Origin of the sequence: Paenibacillus sp. UNC217MF (genome assembly GCF_000686865.1) — a bacterium.
GTDB classification, from domain to species: Bacteria; Bacillota; Bacilli; order Paenibacillales; family Paenibacillaceae; genus Paenibacillus_B; species Paenibacillus_B suaedae.
On sequence record NZ_KK366028.1, the window covers coordinates 170,911 to 191,514 of the forward strand.

The following is a 20,604-nucleotide window of genomic DNA, read 5'->3' on the forward strand; positions in this document are numbered from 1 at the left end:
ATATGGCGTGTAAACAAGACTGTCCGCAGATACCCTCAGGCCTAGATCAGAATTGATAGCACAAATAGCTAAGCAGACCTGCATAATCTCGGTAGATGACCTTAGCCTCGCGTTCTGGTTCTCCGCTTCCTAGTGCGATCAGGATCGGAACGAAATGCTCCGGTGTAGGCACAGCAAGCTTCGCGTAGGGAGCGTCTTCGGCATAGTTGAATAGAGCATCATAGTTCTTGCGTTCAATGTTGTCAATCAGCCAATCGTCGAATTCCAGCGCCCATGATTCAGTTACGTCGCTATGCAGGCTCAGATTGTGAACGGTCACACCGCTTCCGATAATGAGCACACCTTCATGCTGCAGCTCCCGAATGGCACGGCCAATCAAGAATTGATCCCTGGCGCTCAGATTCGGATTCACTGACAACTGTACGACAGGAGTGGAAGCGTTCGGATCGAACTGCTTGAGCAAGGACCATGTGCCATGGTCAAGCCCTCGCTCGGCGTCCAGCTCACTCTGGATATCGTGTTGGTTGAATAGATTGTGGATACGGAGAGCCAGCTCTTTATTTCCTTTAGCAGGATATTGTACGGCGAACATCTCATCCATCCACCACGGGCCGAAGTCATGAATGGTGTGGTAGGTATCGTCCGTGTACGTTATTCGCGTGCTGGATTCCACTTCCCAATGTGCAGTGAATACGACGAAGGCAGTTGGCTTTACAGGCAGATCCTTGGCAAATTGAGCTAAAAATTGAGTATAGTCATTCTCCTGAATGGCGATGAGCGGCGATCCATGTGCAAGAAATAATACAGGCGCCGAAGTCGTTGTAGCGGTGGACATGATTCACACACCTTCCTTTTTTATAGCTCTTAGCGTTAAATCACATAATCAGCAGGTCGGCTGACACGGGAGAGGAACTGCTTCGTCCGCTCGTGCTTCGCAGCTCTGAAGATTTCTTTCGGTGTTCCTTCTTCCACGACCGAACCCTGATCGAAGAAGATCACTTTATCTGCAATTTCCTGAACAAACCCCATCTCATGAGATACGATAATCATCGTCCGTCCTTCCTTGGCAGCTGCCCGAATAACGGCAAGCACTTCGCCAACCATCTCCGGATCAAGTGCAGAGGTTGGCTCATCGAGCAGAATTACCTTCGGTTGAAGGGCGAGTGCCCGGGCAATGCCCACACGCTGCTGCTGACCGCCTGATAGCTCGCGAGGGTAGTAGTCTTTCCGATCCTGAAGTCCGACTCGATCCAAGTAGCTGCTTGCGATGTCATGGGCTTGCTGTGTCGTCATTCCTTGTACCGTCACGAGACCTTCCATAACATTCTCAAGAGCTGTCTTGTACTTCAGTAAATGGAACTGCTGAAATACCATTGCGGTATTGCGGCGCAAGTACAGAATATCGCGCTTCGTCGCCTTGGACATATTAAGCTCATAGTCGCCCAGTGCAATTGAGCCCGCTTGCGGTGTCTCCAGGAAGTTCAGGCAGCGAAGCAGTGTAGACTTGCCTGAGCCCGAAGGGCCGATGATGGCGACAACCTGACCTTCCTCAACCGTCAGATCCACATGGTGCAGCACGACATGTTTACCGAATGTTTTGTGTAAGCCCTGGATTCGGATCATCAGCTGCCACCCTCCTCTCGTTGACCTTCAGCCGCTTTTCCCAACGCGCAATTAGGCGCTCTATCACAATTGTCACGAGCCAGTAAATGATCGCAAGCGACACATACACTTCGAAGAAGCGGAAATTGCGGGAAGCCATCAGCTTGCCTGCGGCTGTCATCTCCACAACCGAGCATACAAAGGCAAGTGAAGTGCCCTTAATCAGCCCGATTAGAGAATTGCCGAGGGTTGGCAGTGCAACGACGAGCGCTTCGGGCAAAATGATGCGGCGCAGAACCTGCGTTGTTGTCATACCCATAGAATATCCGGCTTCAATGCCACCCTTATCGACAGATTGGATAGCAGCCCGAATACTCTCTGAGTTGTAGGCTCCTTCATTCAAGGCAAAGGTGATGAGCACGAAGATCATCGGCGGAATATGGTTCGTATTGTAGTCCGTCCCGTAATAATAATTGATATACTGCATAGCCATCGGAACCGCATAGAAGGCCAGATAGAGCTGAACGATAATCGGTGTCCCTCTCATGAAGGAGACATAGAATGCCGACAGAGAGCGGAGCACGGGAATTTGCTTAATCTTGATTAGTGCCGTCGCAAGGCCGATCAGTAGGCTAAGAAGCATGGATGCAAAGGCAATTCCTAGCGTGATCGGCAAGTACGCAAGCAGTTCAGGAATTTGACTGAACACGAGTTCTACATCAAATAAATTGGGCATGCACATCACTTCTTTATGGATATTTGGAATGGAGCAGGCTTGATTATCTCGTATAGTCGGCTCCTAAATATTGAATGGACAGTTCCTTCAGCTTGCCATTGTCCAGCAGTGTGCGCAGCGCACCATCGAATGCATCGCGAATGGCAGGGCCGTCGCCTGTTTTGCTGAATATGAAATAGGCTTTCGGGTTTTGAATCTTTTCGATTTCTTCCTTAGGAAGCTCTACGGTATCAAGCGCAATGCCGTATTCCTTCTCAATGTCTCTCAGCATGACTTTTTCAGCAAAGGTGAAATCGGCTGCTCCATTGGAAATGTCTTGATAGGTTTTGATCTGATCTTGTTCGGTATAAGCAGGCTTAATCTCTTTGTCCGGATGCTCCTTGTTGAATTGTTCGACGAACAGCTGCTCGAATCCACCGCCAGGACTGATTGGGATCGTTTTTCCTGAAAGATCATGAATGGATGCAATGTCCGTACGGCCTTTCTTCACCACTACCACGGTGCGATTGAAGTAGTAGTATTCGTTGCCGAATAGATATTTCTCTTCGCGTTCCGGCTTCTTGGTGATGTTATTGGCGCCAATTTGATATCGTCCAGAGTCGATGCCAGCGAATATGCTTGGGAACTCGGTCTTCTCAAACTGAATGTCATATTGCGGGAGCAGCTTGTCAATTTCCTTCAAGACAGCAATGTCGTAGCCATCGAGGTTGTTGTTCGGATCCACATACACATAAGGCTTCGGCCCGCCGCTCGTGCCGACTAGCAAGGTCTTGACCTTCTGCTCGCCGGTAGATGATGCTTGATCGGCTGCCTTGCTGCATCCTGTGGCGATTACGGTGAGTGCCACTGCAGCTGTTACGGTCAATGACCAGAGTATTCTTTTCTTCTTGTTCATATTCGGCGTTCCTCCCTCGACTTCTATATCCGAGTAATCCTATACGGTTATTTGTTTGCCATCTTACGGGATATCGGGGTGTAAATATAGTAAAAATCGGAACAGCGCTAAATTTGTTGATAAGGACAGCTACTTCAGCTATGAGGGATCCAGAGGAAATGAGGGTCGAGGAGGATTGACAGCACACAGAAGATTTGATTTTAATATAATTAATCCGATAGGATAAATACAATTAATGTGGGGGTGATCGTGTCATGAATGCACAGCCTGACAACCTGGGATATTTCCCTCATCAGCCATCCTTTGAACGGAAGCAGATGAACTACTTCGACAATCGGCTGTCGGCTTATCCCAAGCCGATGGGGATTCAGTATTATACGTTTTCCTTGAACGAAGCAAGCAGCCATCCGATGATGATACTGCCTGATGGAAGTATTGATATTATGATTTGCTGTGATCAGGATCGCCCAAGCGCTAACGTATGCGGAACGGTGACTTCAGGCAAGCAAGGCGGATTCCGCCAAGGGAACTGTGATGTGTTTGCGATTCGCTTCTTCCCCGGCTATGGCAGGCATGTGCTTCGCTATCCCGCCCATGAGTTCACTGATCGCGAAATCCCACTAGCGGATGTGATCCGCAATTCCTCCATATTGCTGGAGCAAATTGCGGCAGCGAACAATATGCCGGCAAGAATCGCGATATTCGAATCGTTCTATCGCCAGCTTATCCAAGAAGAGGACGAGACACCGTCCTGGCTGAAGCATGTAACGGAGCAAATCATTAGCAGCAGCGGATCGCGAAGTATGTCTGATTTATCGCAGCATACAGGGTATTCGTCACGATATATTGCGAAGGTATTTCATGAGTATGTAGGGATGTCCCCGAAGCTGTTCAGCCGTATCGTGCGTTTTCAGCATGTATTGGACGCCCTGCTGCGTTTGAATTATGAGGGGGTATTGGAGGAGATGATGGAGCTGGGGTATTACGACCAGAATCATTTCATTAAAGAGTTCAAGGAATTCAGTACGTTTACGCCTAAAAAGTACATGGAACAGCTATGAGTTCATCCGCCGCATCAATCACCCGATAGTTCAAGTAGCAATAAGCCAAGACGGAAGATTAGATATTCTGTTCTTCTTGCACGGAAGATGGACATATAAAAAGCCCCTCTAACTCGTTGAAGGAGTAGGAGGGGCATAACATCTATATTACTTTTTCAATAATAAATAGACGAAATATGGTGCACCAATCAGTGCGACGACGATGCCGACCGGAATACCATCAGGTTCCAACACGTTGCGTCCAATCGTATCCGCCACCAGCAGCATCCAGCCGCCTAGCAGTATCGCTACTGGAAGGAACAGCTGGTGCCTTGGGCCGACCAATGCTCTGGCAATATGCGGCGCCATCAATCCAATGAAGGCGATTCCGCCAGTCACGGAGACGGCTGCGGCAGCTAGTGCAACGGCAGCAATCAGCAATGTCAGTCGTTCCTTCTCGATGGATACGCCTACCCCGATTGCGACAGGCTCATTGAGTGCCAGCAGATTCAGACGATTCGCTTTATATAAGGTATAGGGGATCAATACAACCAGCCAAGGCAGTATCGCCCAGATAAATGGCCAATCTGTACCCCATACATTCCCCGCAAGCCACTTCGAGATGAAATCAACCTTAGCCCTTTCCGAAGAGGAGATAAGCACGATCATCGTTCCTGATAATGCCATGGAGAAACCGACACCAGTTAGCACCAGCCGTACAGGCTGCAGCCCTGATGTCCGTTGATACGAAAATAGATAGATAAGAGCTGCTGTAAGCACAGCCCCGATAAAGGCGACAAGAGGCAGCATATATGCGAATGAGCCCATGTCTATGGGAACGAACAGGAAGAACACCGAAATAGATACACCGGCCCCAGCATTAATACCAAGTATTCCGGGATCGGCGAGATCATTGCGTGTTACGCCCTGCAGGATGGCTCCTGATAAAGCCAGAGCCATGCCGGATAGGAGTGTAATCAGGATGCGCGGCATTCGGATAGAAAACAGCACGAAGTCCTCCTTGAACGTCCCCTGCCCAAGCAGGGTAGGGAGCAGCCGATCATAGGATAATGATGAGTATCCGAGACCCATTCCGACGATGACAGTTAGCAGAATAAGCCCGAGCAGCAATACGAGAATAAGCCGCTGCTTTCTCAACAGAGAGGGTAAGATCATGAGAATGCTTTGCCTCCTTTATGTACAATGAACAGGAAGAAGGGCAGACCCAGCATGGCAACGATGGCTGCTACAGGTGTCTCGTACGGGCTATTGATTGTTCGTCCGAGCGTGTCGGCAAGCAGCATGAAGGTAGCGCCCGTAAAAATGGACATTGGCAATATAAATCGATAGTCCGTGCCGACCATAGCTCGTACAATATGAGGAATCATGAGTCCGATAAAGGCCATATTGCCAACAAGTGCTACAGATGCGCCAGCGAGCAGAACGATGACGATAAATAGAATGATCTTCACCATGAGTGTTTTCTGACCTAAACCCACAGCGACCTCTTCATTCAGGCTTAGGATGGTCAGCTGCCTGGAGAAGCCAATTGCAATCAAGATACCAACGAGGACTACGGGAACGATAATTTGAAGCTGACTCCAATTGGTACCGATAAGGCCACCTGCAGTCCACAAGGAAATTTCCCGAGATATCTTAAAATAAAGACCTGTTCCTTCCGCTACCGCGATGAGGAAAGCGGTGACGGCAGCGCCAGCTAGAACGATACGAAGCGGGGAGAAGCCTCCCCGCTTCATTGCACCGATGCCGAATACGATGAATGCACCAACCGCTGCACCAATGAAGCAAGCAATTGTAATCGCATAATAGTTGGCGCCAGGAATCAATGCCAGTGTAATGGCCAGCGCTGCATTGGCCCCAGCAGTAAGCCCGAGCAGGCCAGGATCAGCAAGCGGGTTGCGTGTCATGCCCTGCATGATCGCACCTGCTACAGCTAGGGCGGCACCGACGACCATCGCGCCTATTTCGCGTGGAAGACGGATATCTCGTAAAACGGAAATGTTGTCACTTGTAGCATTCGACGTAAGGGCAAGCCACACATCGCGCAGTGAAGTGTCAGCCGCGCCGAATACCATTGCCACGACGAACATTCCTGCACATAAGAGAATTCCAACAATTAGCTTGCCTATAAACGGAATCGTACGTTGATTCGAGTTCACCATGCATAATGTCCCTTTCTCATAATGGTGCTTAGAATACAGGAAAAGGAATTCTTAAATTTAAGAATTCCTTTTCCAGACGTTACTTGCTTGCCGCGAAATCTTTACTGAATGTCTCCAATTGGAAGTCCAATGTGAGCGGGTCATTGAAATAGAATTCATTCATATTAACCTCGAACACGCGATTGTTCTTCACGGCAGGGATATTTTTATACGATTCCGTTTCTTGGAATGAGTTATCGCCAGCTTTGTTTCTACTGAGAATGACATAGTCGCCTGCGAATTGCGGAAGAACCTCAGTAGAGAGTGCGAAGTAGCCAGGTCCCAATGCCTTTTCTTTGACTTTTTCCGGCATGTTCAGCTTCATCTCTTGGTACAGAATTTCCGTTCCACGGCCCCAGTTGTTGCCGTACACATACAATTGCTTATTGAAGTTTTCAATAACCGAAACAGTAGCATTTTCACCGATTTTGGCTTTAATGTCTTTGCCAGCTTGTTCAGCGCGCTTCTTGAAGTCGTCGATCCAAGCCTTAGCTTCAGCTTCTTTGTTCAAAAGCTTGCCGATCTCCAGATGCTGTGTTAGATAATCGACCTTGCCGTAAGTGAAAGTAACGGTAGGGGCAATTTGGTTCAGCTTATCTGCATTTTTTATTCCCGACAATCCGATGATCAGATCCGGATTCAGTTCAATAATTTTCTCCAGGTTCTCATCAGACACTTCTGCAACATCTTTCAATTTTGACTCAAAGCGAGGGTTCTGCTTCGCCCATGCATCTACTCCGACTACATTTACGTTCAGCGCCATGACATTACCAGCGAAGGATGCCAATACAACAACGCGCTTCGGATCAACAGGAACTGACACAGGCCCATTTTCTGACTGATATGTAATTGTGTCAGATTTGCTTTCTTTGTTCTCTGCTGCATCTTTCTTCGGCTCGGCAGCAGGGCTTGTGCAGGCGCTAATCGCGAGCACGAATATGAGCATAAAGGGGATGAACCACTTCTTCATGATGCTGTTGCTCCTTTAATTAAGTTATATGTGATACACATCGGCTTGTTCGTTCGAGGATCCCGTCCGATTTCAGCATCGATTTGAAACACCTTTTTCAGTACATCTGAGGTCATAACCTCTTCACAATCGCCAGCCTTAACGATTTCGCCGTTCTTCATTGCGATGATGTAGTCGGCGAATCGTGCTGCTTGATTGAGATCATGGAGAACCATGACAATGGTACGCTCCTGCTCATCATTCAAGCGCTGCAGCAGCTCCAATACTTCAAGCTGATGAGCCATGTCCAAATACGTTGTCGGTTCATCGAGGAAGATGATCTCCGTCTCTTGGGCGAGGGCCATTGCAATCCAGACGCGCTGGCGCTGGCCGCCGGAGAGGGCGTCTACAGGGCGATATTTGAAATCAATCGTTCCGGTCACTTCCAATGCCCAGTCGATAACTTCGATATCCTTCTTCGTTAAGCGTCCGAAGCCGCGCTGATAAGGGAATCGGCCATAGGAGACAAGCTCGCCAACCGTTAACCCGCTAGCACTTTCCGGGGTTTGAGGCAGAATGGCCATCTTCTTGGCCAGCAGCTTCGTATTTTCTCTGGCAATGTTCTCACCGTCGAGGATGACATTCCCGGATTGGTGGGGAATAATGCGTGTAATTGCTTTGAGCAGTGTAGATTTACCGCAGCCATTGGAGCCAATGATCGTTGTGATCTTTTTATCGGGAATAGGTACACTTAGATTTTTGACAATTAAGCGTTCACCGTAACCAATGCTTAAATCATCTGTATATAGGCGAGCCATGCTTCAACCTCCATTTATTTATGGAAAAGAACGAGCGTTATCGACATTAATTGATAATGATTATCAAGATCATTTCTTTCCATAATATAAATTCCTGCATATCGGTTGTCAATAGTAATTTTTGTTGTAAAAGGGTGATGAATCGGATATCATTGATAATGATAATCAATACCAACAAGTTTCTGAGGAGTGAAAGGGAAATGGATCAGGAACAATTATTTGATGTGACAGTCATTGGAGGAGGCCCAGCAGGGCTGTACTCTGCTTTTTATAGTGGACTTCGTGAAATGAAAACAAAGCTGATCGAGTATCAGCCACAGCTTGGCGGCAAGGTGCATGTATATCCAGAGAAAATGATCTGGGATGTTGGTGGACTAACACCTCTCACAGGGGCACAGTTAATTAAGCAAATGGTGGCGCAGGGTTTGACGTTCGACCCTGAGGTTGTACTTAATGAGAAGGTCGAATCGATTGCTCGCAATGAGGATGGTATTTTCGTACTGGAGGCAGCCTCCGGTCAGAAGCATTACTCCAAGACGGTCATCGTGGCAGTTGGCGGCGGAATTTTGAACCCGACTAAGCTTGATATTGAAGGTGCGGAGCGCTTCGAAGTAACGAATTTGAATTATACGGTGAAATCGCTCCGGAAGTTTAAGGATAAGGTCGTGGTTATTTCAGGCGGCGGCAATTCAGCCATTGATTGGGCGAACGAACTGGAGCCGGTTGCGAAGAAAGTGTATTTGACGTACCGGAAGGATAAGGAGTCTCTGTCCGGTCATGAGGCAACGATTACGCAGCTGATGAACAGCTCTATTGAGTGCTTCTTCAATACTTCCATTACGAAGCTGATTGCAGCGGACAACCATGAGACGATTGAGCGAGTAGAACTGACGAATCAAGCGACGGGCGAGATGGCAGTATTGCCGATTGACGAAGTGATTATTAATCACGGCTATGAGCGGGATTCGAGCCTTATTGGCAACAGTGCATTGAAGATTGAGCAGGTAGAAGATTTCTATGTGGCGGGCAATGCCAGCAGTGAATCTTCGATTCCAGGGCTGTACGCAGCAGGGGATATTTTGCATCATGACGGGAAGCTGCACTTAATAGCAGGCGCCTTCCAGGATGCGGCCAACGCGGTGAATAAGGCGAAGCAATTCATTCAGCCGGATGCAAATAGCTGGGGAATGGTATCTTCCCACAACGATGTGTTCAAGGAACGCAACCGTGAGCTTGTGAAGCAGATGATGAATTCATAAATAAATAGGAAGACGCCCGCGGCTTGCTGTTATGACAAGGCGAGGGGCGTCTTTTGTTTAGAGAAGCCTTCGGCAGCTCAAGCTGATCCGAAGGCTTCTTATTATTGCATGCAGGTATTAGATTAGTCGAGCGCTTGTACCAAGCTTGCACCGAATTGTGCGGCGCCATCCGGGCCGTCGGCGGTAATAATATCATCATGAACAACCACATGCTGTGCGATATACGTGACATTGTTCGCTTTCAATTGGTCAATTTGGATATCAAGCGGATAACATGTCGCTTCTCTGTCTGTAAGCAGTCCAGTACGGGCAACCGTAACAGCGCCTGCGCAAATGCCGGATACAAGCACGCGTTCTTGATGTGCCTGCTTCAAGTATTGCTGAAGATCCTTGTTATCCCACAGATAATCATTCGTGCCAGAACCGCCGATAACGGCTACGACGTCATAGTCAGCAGCGGACACATCGGAGAAAATGACTTCTGCCGTGGCTTTGCCTTGGAAGTCGCCTATGATCTCGCCGGTTGTGGTGCTGGCAATGGTGACGTTCACTCCTGCCTGCTCCAAGGCAGCTTTTGGCTGGAACAGCTCGTCTTCATTAAATCGTTCAGGTGGTATAATAAATAAAGCTTTTTTATTCATAAAATATGGCCTCCTATTCGTGGTACACAATTAAGTTGGTGTCAGGTTCGTGCTGCAGCACGTGCTGAATCACTTCTGAATATGAAGTGGACTTGATGTTGCGATCATCGCTGTAAGATGTGTCTTATTGTACCGACGCTCTCCCATCCTGTGAAGAATGCACTTTTTTGTGCGGAGGTTACCTATAGGTTACTTATTGAAGAATTAAGGAGTTATGGAATCGATGTCTGATAATTTGCGAGAAGAAATAAAGAAAAAAATCGTGAATGGTGATTTTAACTGTGAGAAGGAACTGACGCTGTCCATTATTAGTGGAAAGTGGAAGGTCGTCATTCTCTGGCACTTGGGCGTCGAAGGCCCTCATCGCTTCAGTGATCTCCAGCGCTTATTCCCGAAAGTATCTCATAAAATATTGACCAACCAGCTGCGCGAGCTGATGGAGGATGGAATTGTGCATCGGGAGGTGTATCCCGAGGTGCCACCCAAGGTTGAGTATTCGATGACGGAGCTTGGCATGACGCTCCTGCCTCTTGTGGAAATGATGTATGAGTGGGGAAAAATGCGAATGGATCAGATTAAGCAGGGACTGGGGATCGAGGGCGAAGACTGACATCTCAGCCGTGTAAGGAACGGCATAGCTGAGCAGGATAGCGGTCTTGTCGCTATGAGGCAGTGAGTGTGATCTAGATCATGTTGATTTTTCTACATGGTTTCTTTACAATAGGTGGAAATCAAGAAGAGAAGGAGTGGGAGTATGAATTGGAAGCCGAAGACGAACCGTTCATTCGATATTTCATTTTCATATTTTCATTCCATAAGAACACTAAGGCATCCGCTGCTTTAGTGTTTTTTTATTTTGCCAATTTCTACGGAGGTGTGGGGATGACGAGATACAAGCGGGTCATGATTAAACTTAGCGGCGGTGCTGTTGCAGGAAGCAGTGAATTTGGCTTTGCTCCTGACAGACTAGAGCATATTGCTAGTGAAGTGATGTCCGTCGTGGAGCTGGGTGTCGAGGTGTCGATCGTCATTGGGGGAGGAAATATATTTCGTGGAAATATGGCGGAAAGTTGGGGGATTGAGCGTGCAGAAGCCGATAATATTGGGACGCTGGCGACCGTCATCAACAGTCTCATGCTGCGAGGCGTTCTGAAGGCGAAGACCGATAAGGAGGTGCGCGTCATGACCGCCGTGCCGGTTACTTCTGTTGCAGAGCCGTATATTCGCTTGCGAGCAATTCACCATTTGGAGAAGGGGTATATTGTCATATTTGCCGGGGGCAACGGTCAGCCGTATGTCACCACCGATTATCCCTCCGTACAGCGGGCAATCGAGGTCAATTGTGACGCTCTGCTCGTGGCGAAGCAAGGTGTTGACGGTGTGCTTGAGGCAGATCCGAGAACGAACAAGGATGCGAGGAAGTTCGCTTCTCTCCATTATAACGATGTGATCCAGCATAATTTGAGGGTAATGGATCAATCCGCATTTATTTTGGCGAGGGACTTCCGCCTGCCCATCCATGTGTTCAACTTCGATCGACCGGGGACGATGCGCGACATATGTGAAGGGCAAAATAAGGGCACATTAATTAGCGAAGAATCAATTCTACAGTTTGATTAATACAGAAAAGGATCCACAAGTGTGGATCCTTTTCATTTCAGTTACCTATTATTTTGTCACCGTAACATAATAGACTACTCTTGTGCCACTATTCCACTCAGCTACTACGGTGCCATATCCCTCTTTAAAAGCGGTTAAATTCCCGTATCCATCCAAACCTAAACAGTCTGTTGGGTTAGCGGAGGAGATAGAAACATAATCACCTGCAATTTTTCTGCCTTCTCCAACTCTCATTGAAATAGAGGAATAAATGGTGGATTTGGTCTCGATATTTGTGAATTTGCTTTCTTGTACGTTAGCGGCAGATGCATCATTTGCAAATACACTAAACGAGAAAATGCTTGCTAGTGCTGTGAGCGTTACAATTACCTTTTTCATATTTTCACCTCCCAATATTCATCATATTAGGTAGATTCATTTATATTCCTTTATTATCTTATATTTATTTATTTTCTCGAATTAATTATAAATGTAAATTTCAGGATAAATATCAATCATCCTTAGAAATAGACCGTATGCGCTTGAGAGATAGGTTTATTTCTTTCTCCTTACCGGGATCCACACCTCACAAATCGACTCAACTCTATGATCATCCACCCAGTAAAATTTTTCAATACAAGGACCCTCTACCTGCTCGAAATTTGTGGAAGGGAACCACTCAGAATAGATCCGTCGCCATACATTCTGAATTTCCTGACCGGAGTCCGGCTCGTCCGTTAACGTTTCCCGACTTTCAAATACGGCGTAAGTGATAGCAGGGATATGCAGCACATCATATTCTGAAGGAACTCCTTGTCCCTCGGGAAGGTCATATCCCATCAGATAGCGCTTCGTTCCATCCTCTTCAAAGTCATAAAAATACCCGTAGAGCAGATTGTGTGCGGGTGACCCAATATCTCGTTTATTCGATCATGCGTGCCATCATTCCAAATTCGTTGAACGAATTCAGGAATTTCTTTGTAGGGATCGTTATGGATGGTGATACTTTTCCCAATGACCGTAGATTCGACTTCTTCCATCATGCGATAGTTCAATGCAGACTCCCCTTTGATTTGAATGTGAAAGGAGATTGGAGCGAAGGACTTCAGCTTTACATCCGTTTTCTTGGCTGCAGAAGGCGTTACCCCATGTAAACGTTGAAATGCCTTGGAGAAGGCTTCGGGTGATTCATACCCGTATTTGAATGCAACATCAATTACTTTACTATCCGATCCCGCCAATTCTTCTGCTGCAAGTGTTAACCGCCGATTGCGAATATACTCTGTAACGGTAAAGCTCGTTAGGGCATGGAACATCCGTTGGAAATGATACCGGGATGACAGCGCCGAACGGGCAATAGCATCGATATCAAGCTCGGTGTGCAGATGCTCCTCTATATAATCAATTGCGTTGCGCAGCATGATGAGTGCCTCCATATTCCTTCGCCTCCTTTCCTGCATTCAGTGTATCGTTGTGACGCATGTATGTCCTGTCTTTGTGTGCCGGATATGTCGGCCATTCTTAGTGGTACATGATAGCGCTAATTATACCTGTTGGCGTTCGCCGTGCTCTATGAAAACAATTGCTTATTGCCTATAACGGGAAAGACTCTTGTTATATTTCAAAAGTTCTGGGACAATAATAATCAGATTATAGAGGAAGTTCAAAAAGTCCGCTGCGACCTTTTTGAACTATTTTTAAAAGCACTTATAAGCAAGTAAGACAGAATCTTGACGTGTTGAAAAGAGGGCACTAGATGAATAAGCAATCCATCTATGGATTAACATTGGATCAGTTGGCCGCTTGGTTAGAGGAGCGGGGACATAAGAAGTCACGGGCATCCCAAATATGGGATTATCTATATCGCAAGCGGGTCAAGGATTTCGCTGATATGACAGAAGTAAATGAAGCCAGCGTAGCACTGCTGTCCGAACACTTCGTTATTCATACGCTTAACGAGCATGTGAAGCAGCAATCGGCTGACGGCACAATCAAGTTCTTGTTCAAGCTGCAGGATGGCAACTTGATTGAGACCGTGTTGATGAGACACAAATTCGGGCTGTCGGTATGTGTGACGACTCAGGTTGGCTGCAACATCGGCTGCAGCTTCTGTGCGAGCGGACTGCTGGCGAAGAGCCGCGACTTGTCGAGCGGCGAGATTGTGGAGCAGATTATGAAGGTTCAGCACCATTTGGATGCAGTGGGTGAGGGTGATCTGGTCAGCCATATCGTCGTAATGGGTATCGGAGAGCCATTCGATAACTTTGAGAATATCGTAGACTTCTTGCGGGTTGTTACCGACCATAAAGGTCTGGCAATTGGAGCGAGACGAATTACGGTATCGACGAGCGGATTGGCGAATAAGATTAAAGACTTCGCAGATATTAATCTGCGGGTGAACTTGGCCCTGTCCTTGCATGCGCCGAATGATGAGCTTCGCACGCGCATTATGAAGATTAACCGCGCCATTCCGATTGCAAAGGTGATGGAGGCGATTCGGTACTTCATCAACACGACAAACCAACGGGTGACGCTGGAATATATTTTGCTGAAGGACGTGAACGATCAGCAGGAGCACGCACTTGAGTTGGTGCAGCTGATTCAAGAGTGGAAGATGCAGGACGAGGTCAATGTGAACCTGATTCCGTACAACCCTGTTGATGAGCACAGCCAGTATCAGCGCAGCGAGCAGGAGTCGATTCGTGGCTTCTATGATGTCATGAAGAAAAAGGACATTAGCTGCAGTGTACGGTTGGAGCATGGTACAGACATTGATGCAGCTTGTGGCCAGCTTCGCAGCAAGCAGATTAAGAAAGAAAGCGGTGCTGGTGCCGATCAGGCAGCTATGAGCTAAATAACATTTTGTAGTCAACAAAAGGCGTACCTACCAATGGGTAGGGCGCTTTTTTTCGTGCTGTCTATGAGAAAGTTCTTTGTCCGTCATGCTAAATTTTGCTACAATAAAACCACGTATTCTTATCGCAATTACATAGAAATAGTTTATATGGTGCTGTGCACGCGCAGCTTAATAGGGAAGTCGATGCGAGTTCGACGCGGTCCCGCCACTGTAACGCAGAGCTGACAATCAAGGCTTTTATCCACTGTTAACTGAGTTAACGGGAAGGTAGATTGTCGAGCGATGATGCGAAGCCAGGAGACCTGCCATATAAGTGCTCTATATTTCTCACGAGGATGGGAGGGGGATGTTTATTCGTGCTGCTAGTAGGAGATTACTAGTGTATTTAGCTGCACCGAAGTGGTTACCTAACATCTTTCTAACATGGAAAGGTGTTTTTTTATTGCCTTCATATCGACATATTAAGGAGATCAGACATTGAAGATGATTACGAACAGAATGTTGAAGAAGAGCTTGTCTGCATTACTAAGTATCGTGTTGTTGTTATCTCTTGTACAGCCACAAGTCATAAGAGCGGCTAGTGGGCAGGGTAATACACAACTAAATAACATGATTGAACATACAGTTCAATACTATAAAGATTATTATAATGATGCTTCTAATCAAGATGCTGTAAGTGATTCATGGTGGGAGCTTGTTGCTCTGTGGAGCGCGGGTCAAGATTTGCATGATGGGACTTGGAGATTACCTAAATGGGAAACAAAAGAGCCAAGACTTCGTCCAAATGCAGGAGGCACCGATCATATTCGATATATTTATGGCTTACTTGCGTTAGGAAAGAATCCGGCTCACGCTTGGGAAACGAACCGGAATCTGTGGGCGGAGCTGGCAGCTCAGCAAGATCCAGCAACGGGTGCTATCGGTGGAGTCAATAAACACATTTGGGCAATGATTGCCTTAAGCGCCGGTGAAAAGCTTGGTCAGGATATGGGATCATGGAATGCCGCATCCAAGCAAAAAGCACTCGATTATCTGCTTAAAGCACAATATGCTGACGGAGGTTATGGACTGTCAGCTACTGGAAGCTCGGGTGATACTGACATTACTGGTATGGCGCTGCTTGCACTTGGTCAATACCAAGGACAGAGCGCGGTAGATGCGGCAATTGAACGAGCTAAGGAATTGTTGAAAAACCGCCAATTGGACAACGGAGGGTTTGATTCCGTTGGTACATGGGGATCCGGAGATAATTCCAATAGCTTATCTACATCCGTATCGGGATTGGTTGCTGCAGGCGATGATGTCTTGTCAGCAAAGTGGCAAAATTCCGGCAACACAGTTATTGATGCATATGCACGTTTTCAACAAAATAGTGGATCATTTAAATGGAAAGTAACGGATAACGCTACAAACCGGATGTCCACCGAGCAGGCTCTTGTTGCATTGCTCGATATCAAGCATGGAAAATCGGTATGGAGTCGCCTCGCGGAAGTGAAACTTCCACCGGATCAATCACAGATTAATGTGCAGGTAAGTGTCAAGGGGATTGAAGATGTCATTTATCAACCTAACCTAATTTCCTTGGATGCGACCATTAAAAAGCACACTGCGTTGGATGTATTAAAGTTAGCGCTGGATCAAGTTAATCCACCAATTCCCTACCTCACTTCGGGGAATGGGGATCAAGCAAGACTAACTTCTGTTGCTGGACAAAATGAAGGAAAGCTAGGCGGCAGCGATAGTTGGAAATACAAGGTGAATGGGAATGTTTCATCTGTAGGGGCAGGCGCATACGAGATAAAAGATGGCGATAATCTCTACTTCTACTATGGTCGCCAACCAATGATTTCTACAGTCTCTTCTATTCAACAGGGTGCCGTAAATCCGACGGTCGAAGTGCAGCTCGCGGGGGATACCTTTACGCTCCAAGCGTCGCAGATTGACAGTTGGCTCGTAAAGCCAGGAACGACTGGACTGAAACTAAAATCAGTTTCACTTCTTAATAGTCAAAAAGCAAAGCTTGTATTTGAAGGCCGTGCTGTTACTGGCGACCTAACGGTTCAAGCTCTTGGAGCTGCCGTAACGGGACAAGAGGAAAGCAATGGATTGGTAGTTAGCTTGGAAATTCCTAAATCGATTGGGACTGCCACATTGTCCGTAGAGATTAGAACCGTCGGTCAAGGAGATATCATTGCACCTGTAGCAATACCATTGTATGAAGGAGATACAGCCTTCACAGCTTTAAAAAGAGAACTCGAGGATCGAAACATTGACTTTGACTATAGTGGTTCAGGCAAATCGGTTTATATCAAAGGCATTGATCCACTTTGGGAATTTGATGAGGGGCCGTTAAGCGGCTGGATGTATTCCGTAAATGGGGTATTTCCGAATTATAGCGCGGGGATATATACATTGAAGGACGGGGACGTTCTCCGTTGGCAGTACACGACAGATATGGGTAAGGATATTGGTTCGATAAACGATCCAAGCCCGTCTGGAGACAAGACAATTGTAGTAGGTGAGAACGAAACCACGGTAAATGTGGGGTCGGAACAGGAACCTCTTTCAGAAAATAAAGTGACACTTGTATTTTCAAAGGATGAGCTGCCCCATGTAGCTTCCGTTACGAGCAGTACATATTTAGAAATCCAACCGAGTACATTTGTAATTTCTTCATGGGATCGAAAGCTCGAATTGCCTAGAATTTTAAGTGGAAGCGGTGATATTTTACTTTCTAGGCTGAATGAAGGCTTGTCCCCTTATAACAAAGAGGCAACAGAAATTGATTCCCGTATTAAGCTTGGCGGCGATCAAGATATTCATGTTGATAAGCATGCAACCCTTACTTTGAAGGGGCAAGGCAATAAAGAAGCAGCGCTCATGGATGCCAACGGATCAATCGTAATCATTCCTAAATATGATGATGAGTTGCTTAGATATGATGAGTTCTATTCATATGCCAATAGTGTAGGCGACCTAGTCATTAAGACTAAGCAATTGGGTGAGTTTCTAGCATATATCGCAAAAATAAAAGATACACCCGGCGGAGATAACGGCAATGGAGGAGTCGTTGATCCACCGGTAACTGGCTCAGTAACACTCTCTGTCGAGAAACATTCTATTGGGGAAGGGGACATTATTACTCCTATTTCTGTACCCCTATTCAAGGATGATACAGCGTTTACCGTATTGGAGAGACTGCTAAAGGAGAAGGGGATATCTTTACAATATGCGGGGTCAGGGGACTCGCTTTCTGTACTGTCTATAGCTGACCTAGGTGTGTCCGATAAAGGATCTAACAGTGGGTGGATGTACTCCGTTAATCAAAAGTTCTATGCTCACAGTGCAAACAAGCATAAGCTGGTTGATGGGGATGTCCTTCAATGGAGTTTCACCTGTAATTTAGGGCTTGATATTGGTGGATTACCATCAGGGGATTCTCATTTTCAGTTAAATGAACATACCAAGGAAGTTCTTGTGGGAACGGAGCAAAACATGCTTTCCTCACAAAAGTTGACATTAGAATTCAGAGCGGCAGAACTTCCTAAAATTCTGGCGAATCATACAATTGCCAACTTGAATATTGATAGCGGCACTGAAATTACCTCTCCTTGGAATAATGAATTGGAAATGCCACGGAGTTTGGAAACGAACGAGAGTACGCTGCTAGCTAAAATCAATGCTGAACTGTCATTGAATAACAAAGAGACTTCTCAAATTGATTCCCGTGTAAAAGTCGGCGGTGATCAGCATATTCAATTCAGTAAGCATGTCACTCTTACATTTAAGGGTCAGACGAATCAAGAAGCAGGATTTGTTAATGCAAGTGGGGTATTTACCCCAATCCCGAAATATAGTGATTCATCGGCACGAAAAGACGAGGTTTATTCATACGTTCAAGACGGAAATTTAATTGTTAAAACGACGCACTTTACTGAGTTCGTAACTTATCGTACTAAGGTCAAAGATGATGCGGGCAATGGGGGCGTTGACAACCCTCCAACCACTAACACAATTACGCTATCAGTTGAAAAGCGCACAATTGGCGAAGGCGATATTATAGCACCAGTGCGCGTAGAACTTCAGGATGGAGAAACGGCCTTTACAGCAATGAAGAGAGCAGTCGACCAAAAAGGCATTTCTATCGATTACACAGGTTCGGGGCCTACGCTTTATGTTAAAGCTATCGACGACTTGGGAGAGTTCGATAAAGGTCCCGAAAGCGGTTGGGTGTACTCTGTAAACGGCAAGTTCCCGAACTATAGCGCTGGTATCTATAACCTGAAGAAGGGCGATGTCCTTCGTTGGCAGTATACGACGAACTTGGGTAAAGACGTCGGCAATAAATTTGATGGAGGTACAGAAACCCCAGGAAAACCTGGATTGCCAGTTCACCCAGGGGGGGCAGGAACGGGCGGTGGCGCGCTTACACCGAAGCAGGTAGAAGAGTCTGCTAAGCTTAAGAGCCTTATTGACGGTGCTTCAGCATGGATACTAAGCAACCGCAAATTCACCGTTCAAGACAACTTTAATGATTGGGACGTCATGGCGCTGGCTCGTTCAGGTAAGAAAGTTCCTTCTACGTATTACGCGATTCTAGAAAACTATGTAAAAGAGAAAAAAGGAGAATTCCGATTAGTTACTGACTATGAACGCATGGCTTTGGCTGTTACGGCAATCGGCAAGGATCCAAGTAATGTAGCAGGCTTCAACCTCTTAGAGAAAATCTATAATAATGGGCGCATGACAAATCAAGGAACGAACGGTCTTGTGTTTGCTTTATTAGCCTTGGATGCGAACAAAACAGTTGTTCCAAACGATGCACTCTGGACAAGGGATAAGCTGATTCAGCAATTACTTGCTCAACAAAATTCAGACGGCGGGTTCCCGCTTAGCAAAGAGTCTAATGCTGTGAGCGACATCGATATGACTGCTATGTCACTGCAAGCATTGGCGAAATATCAAGATCGCAAAGAGGTCAAAGCAGCCACAGATAAGGCATTGTCTTGGTTGTCTTCGCAACAACTCGCTAACGGCGGATTTAAAGCATGGGGTGTTGAAACGAGTGAGAGCATCTCGCAGGTGATTATTGCGCTGTCTGGTCTTGGAATTGACTTGGAAGACAAGCGATTCGTGAAGAAGGATGGGGATTTGCTGAAAGCACTGCGCACGTATTTCAATACAGACGGCGGATTTGCGCATTCACGAGGCGAAGCGAGCAATTATATGGCAACACAGCAAGCATTGCTTGCGCTGACAGCCTATGATCGCGTGTTGACGAATCGAACAAGCCTGTATGTGATGACGGACGCCGCATCAACGGGCACGCAGAAGCCAAAGGATGAGAAAATAACGTACACAGACGATGCCTCCATTTCTGCTTGGGCAAAAGAAGCAGTCCATAAAGCGACGGAACTCGGGTTTATGCAGGGTACGGGTAAAGATAAGGACGCATCCCAATTTGAACCGAAGCGGGAATTAAGTCGGGCTGAGTTCGCGGCATTGATCGTGAAATTTGCTGGTTTACAGCCACAAGGCACAGATTCAGGATTTACCGATGTAAGTGCTTCGTCTTGGTATGCAGGATATGTTGCCACTGCGAAAGAAAAAGGTCTGATTTCGGGTGTTTCGGCAAATAAATTTGCACCGAACCAGGCGATTTCGAGACAAGAGATGGCAGCTATGCTCGTACGAATGAAGGGTCTTCCGAAGGATGCAGATTCATTGGCAGGACCGAAAGATCAACAGCAAGTAGCTGAGTGGGCATTGCCCTACGTCAAATATGCCTATCAAGCAGGTCTGATGTCGGGTGAGGACGGTTACTTTAAACCACAGCTTCATGTGACACGGGAAATGGCTGCTGTTGTCATGGTAAGACTGCACGGCATTCAATAATTTGCACGATCAGAAAGAAGGAGAGCAATCTCCTTCTTTCCGTATGAGCGGAACTACATGATAGCAAGCTTGCATCATCAACGAGTATGCA

18 protein-coding genes and 1 riboswitch are annotated in these 20,604 nt (G+C 46.7%); of the genes, 6 read left to right on the plus strand and 12 right to left on the minus strand.

Annotated elements, in window-relative coordinates; translation table 11 throughout:
* Positions 1–46: 46 nt before the first annotated feature.
* From BP95_RS0122430 to BP95_RS0122445, 4 genes are read right to left on the minus strand one after another with little or no spacing between them, the layout of a single operon-like run.
* Positions 47–835, minus strand: coding sequence for a DODA-type extradiol aromatic ring-opening family dioxygenase (locus BP95_RS0122430; RefSeq protein WP_028533291.1), 789 nt, complete (start codon positions 833–835; stop codon positions 47–49).
* Between the two features lie 35 nt (positions 836–870).
* Positions 871–1,623 carry an amino acid ABC transporter ATP-binding protein gene (locus BP95_RS0122435; RefSeq protein WP_028533292.1) on the minus strand — a complete coding sequence of 251 codons (753 nt, stop codon included), beginning with the start codon at positions 1,621–1,623 and terminating at the stop codon, positions 871–873.
* On the minus strand, positions 1,586–2,338 hold the full coding sequence (locus tag BP95_RS0122440; RefSeq protein ID WP_021257416.1) for an amino acid ABC transporter permease: 753 nt from the start codon (positions 2,336–2,338) through the stop codon (positions 1,586–1,588). Before BP95_RS0122440 ends, BP95_RS0122435 begins: the two co-directional genes overlap by 38 nt.
* A gap of 43 nt (positions 2,339–2,381) precedes the next feature.
* A complete protein-coding gene (locus tag BP95_RS0122445; protein ID WP_028533293.1) occupies positions 2,382–3,233 on the minus strand; it encodes a transporter substrate-binding domain-containing protein in 852 nt (283 codons plus the stop codon).
* Positions 3,234–3,487: 254 nt separating this feature from the next.
* On the opposite strand from BP95_RS0122445, the gene BP95_RS0122450 reads away from it, so the two are divergent.
* Positions 3,488–4,294 carry a helix-turn-helix domain-containing protein gene (locus BP95_RS0122450; protein WP_021257414.1) on the plus strand — a complete coding sequence of 269 codons (807 nt, stop codon included), beginning with the start codon at positions 3,488–3,490 and terminating at the stop codon, positions 4,292–4,294.
* Between the two features lie 147 nt (positions 4,295–4,441).
* Here the strand turns inward: BP95_RS0122450 and BP95_RS0122455 are convergent, their stop codons facing one another.
* The 4 genes from BP95_RS0122455 to BP95_RS0122470 all read right to left on the minus strand — a co-directional run bounded on the left by BP95_RS0122455 (position 4,442) and on the right by BP95_RS0122470 (position 8,262).
* Positions 4,442–5,449: a FecCD family ABC transporter permease gene (locus BP95_RS0122455; protein ID WP_028533294.1), complete on the minus strand. Its 1,008-nt coding sequence runs from the start codon at positions 5,447–5,449 to the stop codon at positions 4,442–4,444.
* On the minus strand, positions 5,446–6,456 hold the full coding sequence (locus BP95_RS0122460) for a FecCD family ABC transporter permease (protein WP_028533295.1): 1,011 nt from the start codon (positions 6,454–6,456) through the stop codon (positions 5,446–5,448). Before BP95_RS0122460 ends, BP95_RS0122455 begins: the two co-directional genes overlap by 4 nt.
* A gap of 79 nt (positions 6,457–6,535) precedes the next feature.
* Entirely contained in the window at positions 6,536–7,465 is a 930-nt protein-coding gene (locus tag BP95_RS0122465) for an iron-hydroxamate ABC transporter substrate-binding protein (protein WP_028533296.1), read from the minus strand.
* The gene (locus tag BP95_RS0122470; protein WP_021257410.1) at positions 7,462–8,262 is read right to left on the minus strand and encodes an ABC transporter ATP-binding protein; all 801 of its coding nucleotides are present in this window, start codon (positions 8,260–8,262) and stop codon (positions 7,462–7,464) included. The genes BP95_RS0122465 and BP95_RS0122470 overlap by 4 nt, the downstream gene beginning before the upstream one ends.
* A gap of 200 nt (positions 8,263–8,462) precedes the next feature.
* Here BP95_RS0122470 and BP95_RS0122475 point away from each other — a divergent pair, with 200 nt between their 5' ends.
* Positions 8,463–9,521: an NAD(P)/FAD-dependent oxidoreductase gene (locus BP95_RS0122475; protein WP_021257409.1), complete on the plus strand. Its 1,059-nt coding sequence runs from the start codon at positions 8,463–8,465 to the stop codon at positions 9,519–9,521.
* Between the two features lie 122 nt (positions 9,522–9,643).
* Here the strand turns inward: BP95_RS0122475 and BP95_RS0122480 are convergent, their stop codons facing one another.
* A complete protein-coding gene (locus BP95_RS0122480) occupies positions 9,644–10,162 on the minus strand; it encodes a DJ-1/PfpI family protein (protein WP_028533297.1) in 519 nt (172 codons plus the stop codon).
* A 223-nt stretch (positions 10,163–10,385) separates the two neighbouring features.
* Between BP95_RS0122480 and BP95_RS0122485 the strand changes: the two genes are divergently transcribed.
* A complete protein-coding gene (locus tag BP95_RS0122485; protein ID WP_021257407.1) occupies positions 10,386–10,772 on the plus strand; it encodes a winged helix-turn-helix transcriptional regulator in 387 nt (128 codons plus the stop codon).
* Between the two features lie 272 nt (positions 10,773–11,044).
* Entirely contained in the window at positions 11,045–11,782 is a 738-nt protein-coding gene (pyrH, locus tag BP95_RS0122490) for a UMP kinase (RefSeq protein ID WP_028533298.1), read from the plus strand.
* Between the two features lie 48 nt (positions 11,783–11,830).
* Here pyrH and BP95_RS0122495 read toward each other — a convergent pair whose 3' ends face one another.
* The 3 genes from BP95_RS0122495 to BP95_RS31145 form a co-directional block, all read right to left on the minus strand.
* Positions 11,831–12,160: a hypothetical protein gene (locus BP95_RS0122495; RefSeq protein ID WP_021257405.1), complete on the minus strand. Its 330-nt coding sequence runs from the start codon at positions 12,158–12,160 to the stop codon at positions 11,831–11,833.
* 156 nt (positions 12,161–12,316) lie between these two features.
* Positions 12,317–12,676 carry a GyrI-like domain-containing protein gene (locus BP95_RS34100; protein ID WP_331281229.1) on the minus strand — a complete coding sequence of 120 codons (360 nt, stop codon included), beginning with the start codon at positions 12,674–12,676 and terminating at the stop codon, positions 12,317–12,319.
* Positions 12,601–13,197 carry a helix-turn-helix domain-containing protein gene (locus BP95_RS31145; protein WP_231515173.1) on the minus strand — a complete coding sequence of 199 codons (597 nt, stop codon included), beginning with the start codon at positions 13,195–13,197 and terminating at the stop codon, positions 12,601–12,603. The genes BP95_RS34100 and BP95_RS31145 overlap by 76 nt, the downstream gene beginning before the upstream one ends.
* 320 nt (positions 13,198–13,517) lie before the next feature.
* Between BP95_RS31145 and rlmN the strand changes: the two genes are divergently transcribed.
* Complete coding sequence (rlmN, locus tag BP95_RS0122505; RefSeq protein ID WP_028533299.1) at positions 13,518–14,615, plus strand: dual-specificity RNA methyltransferase RlmN; 1,098 nt, start codon at positions 13,518–13,520, stop codon at positions 14,613–14,615.
* A gap of 134 nt (positions 14,616–14,749) precedes the next feature.
* A riboswitch (cobalamin riboswitch) is annotated at positions 14,750–14,942 on the plus strand.
* Between the two features lie 159 nt (positions 14,943–15,101).
* Positions 15,102–20,513 carry a DUF4430 domain-containing protein gene (locus BP95_RS32105; RefSeq protein WP_155987343.1) on the plus strand — a complete coding sequence of 1,804 codons (5,412 nt, stop codon included), beginning with the start codon at positions 15,102–15,104 and terminating at the stop codon, positions 20,511–20,513.
* Positions 20,514–20,604: the final 91 nt, after the last annotated feature.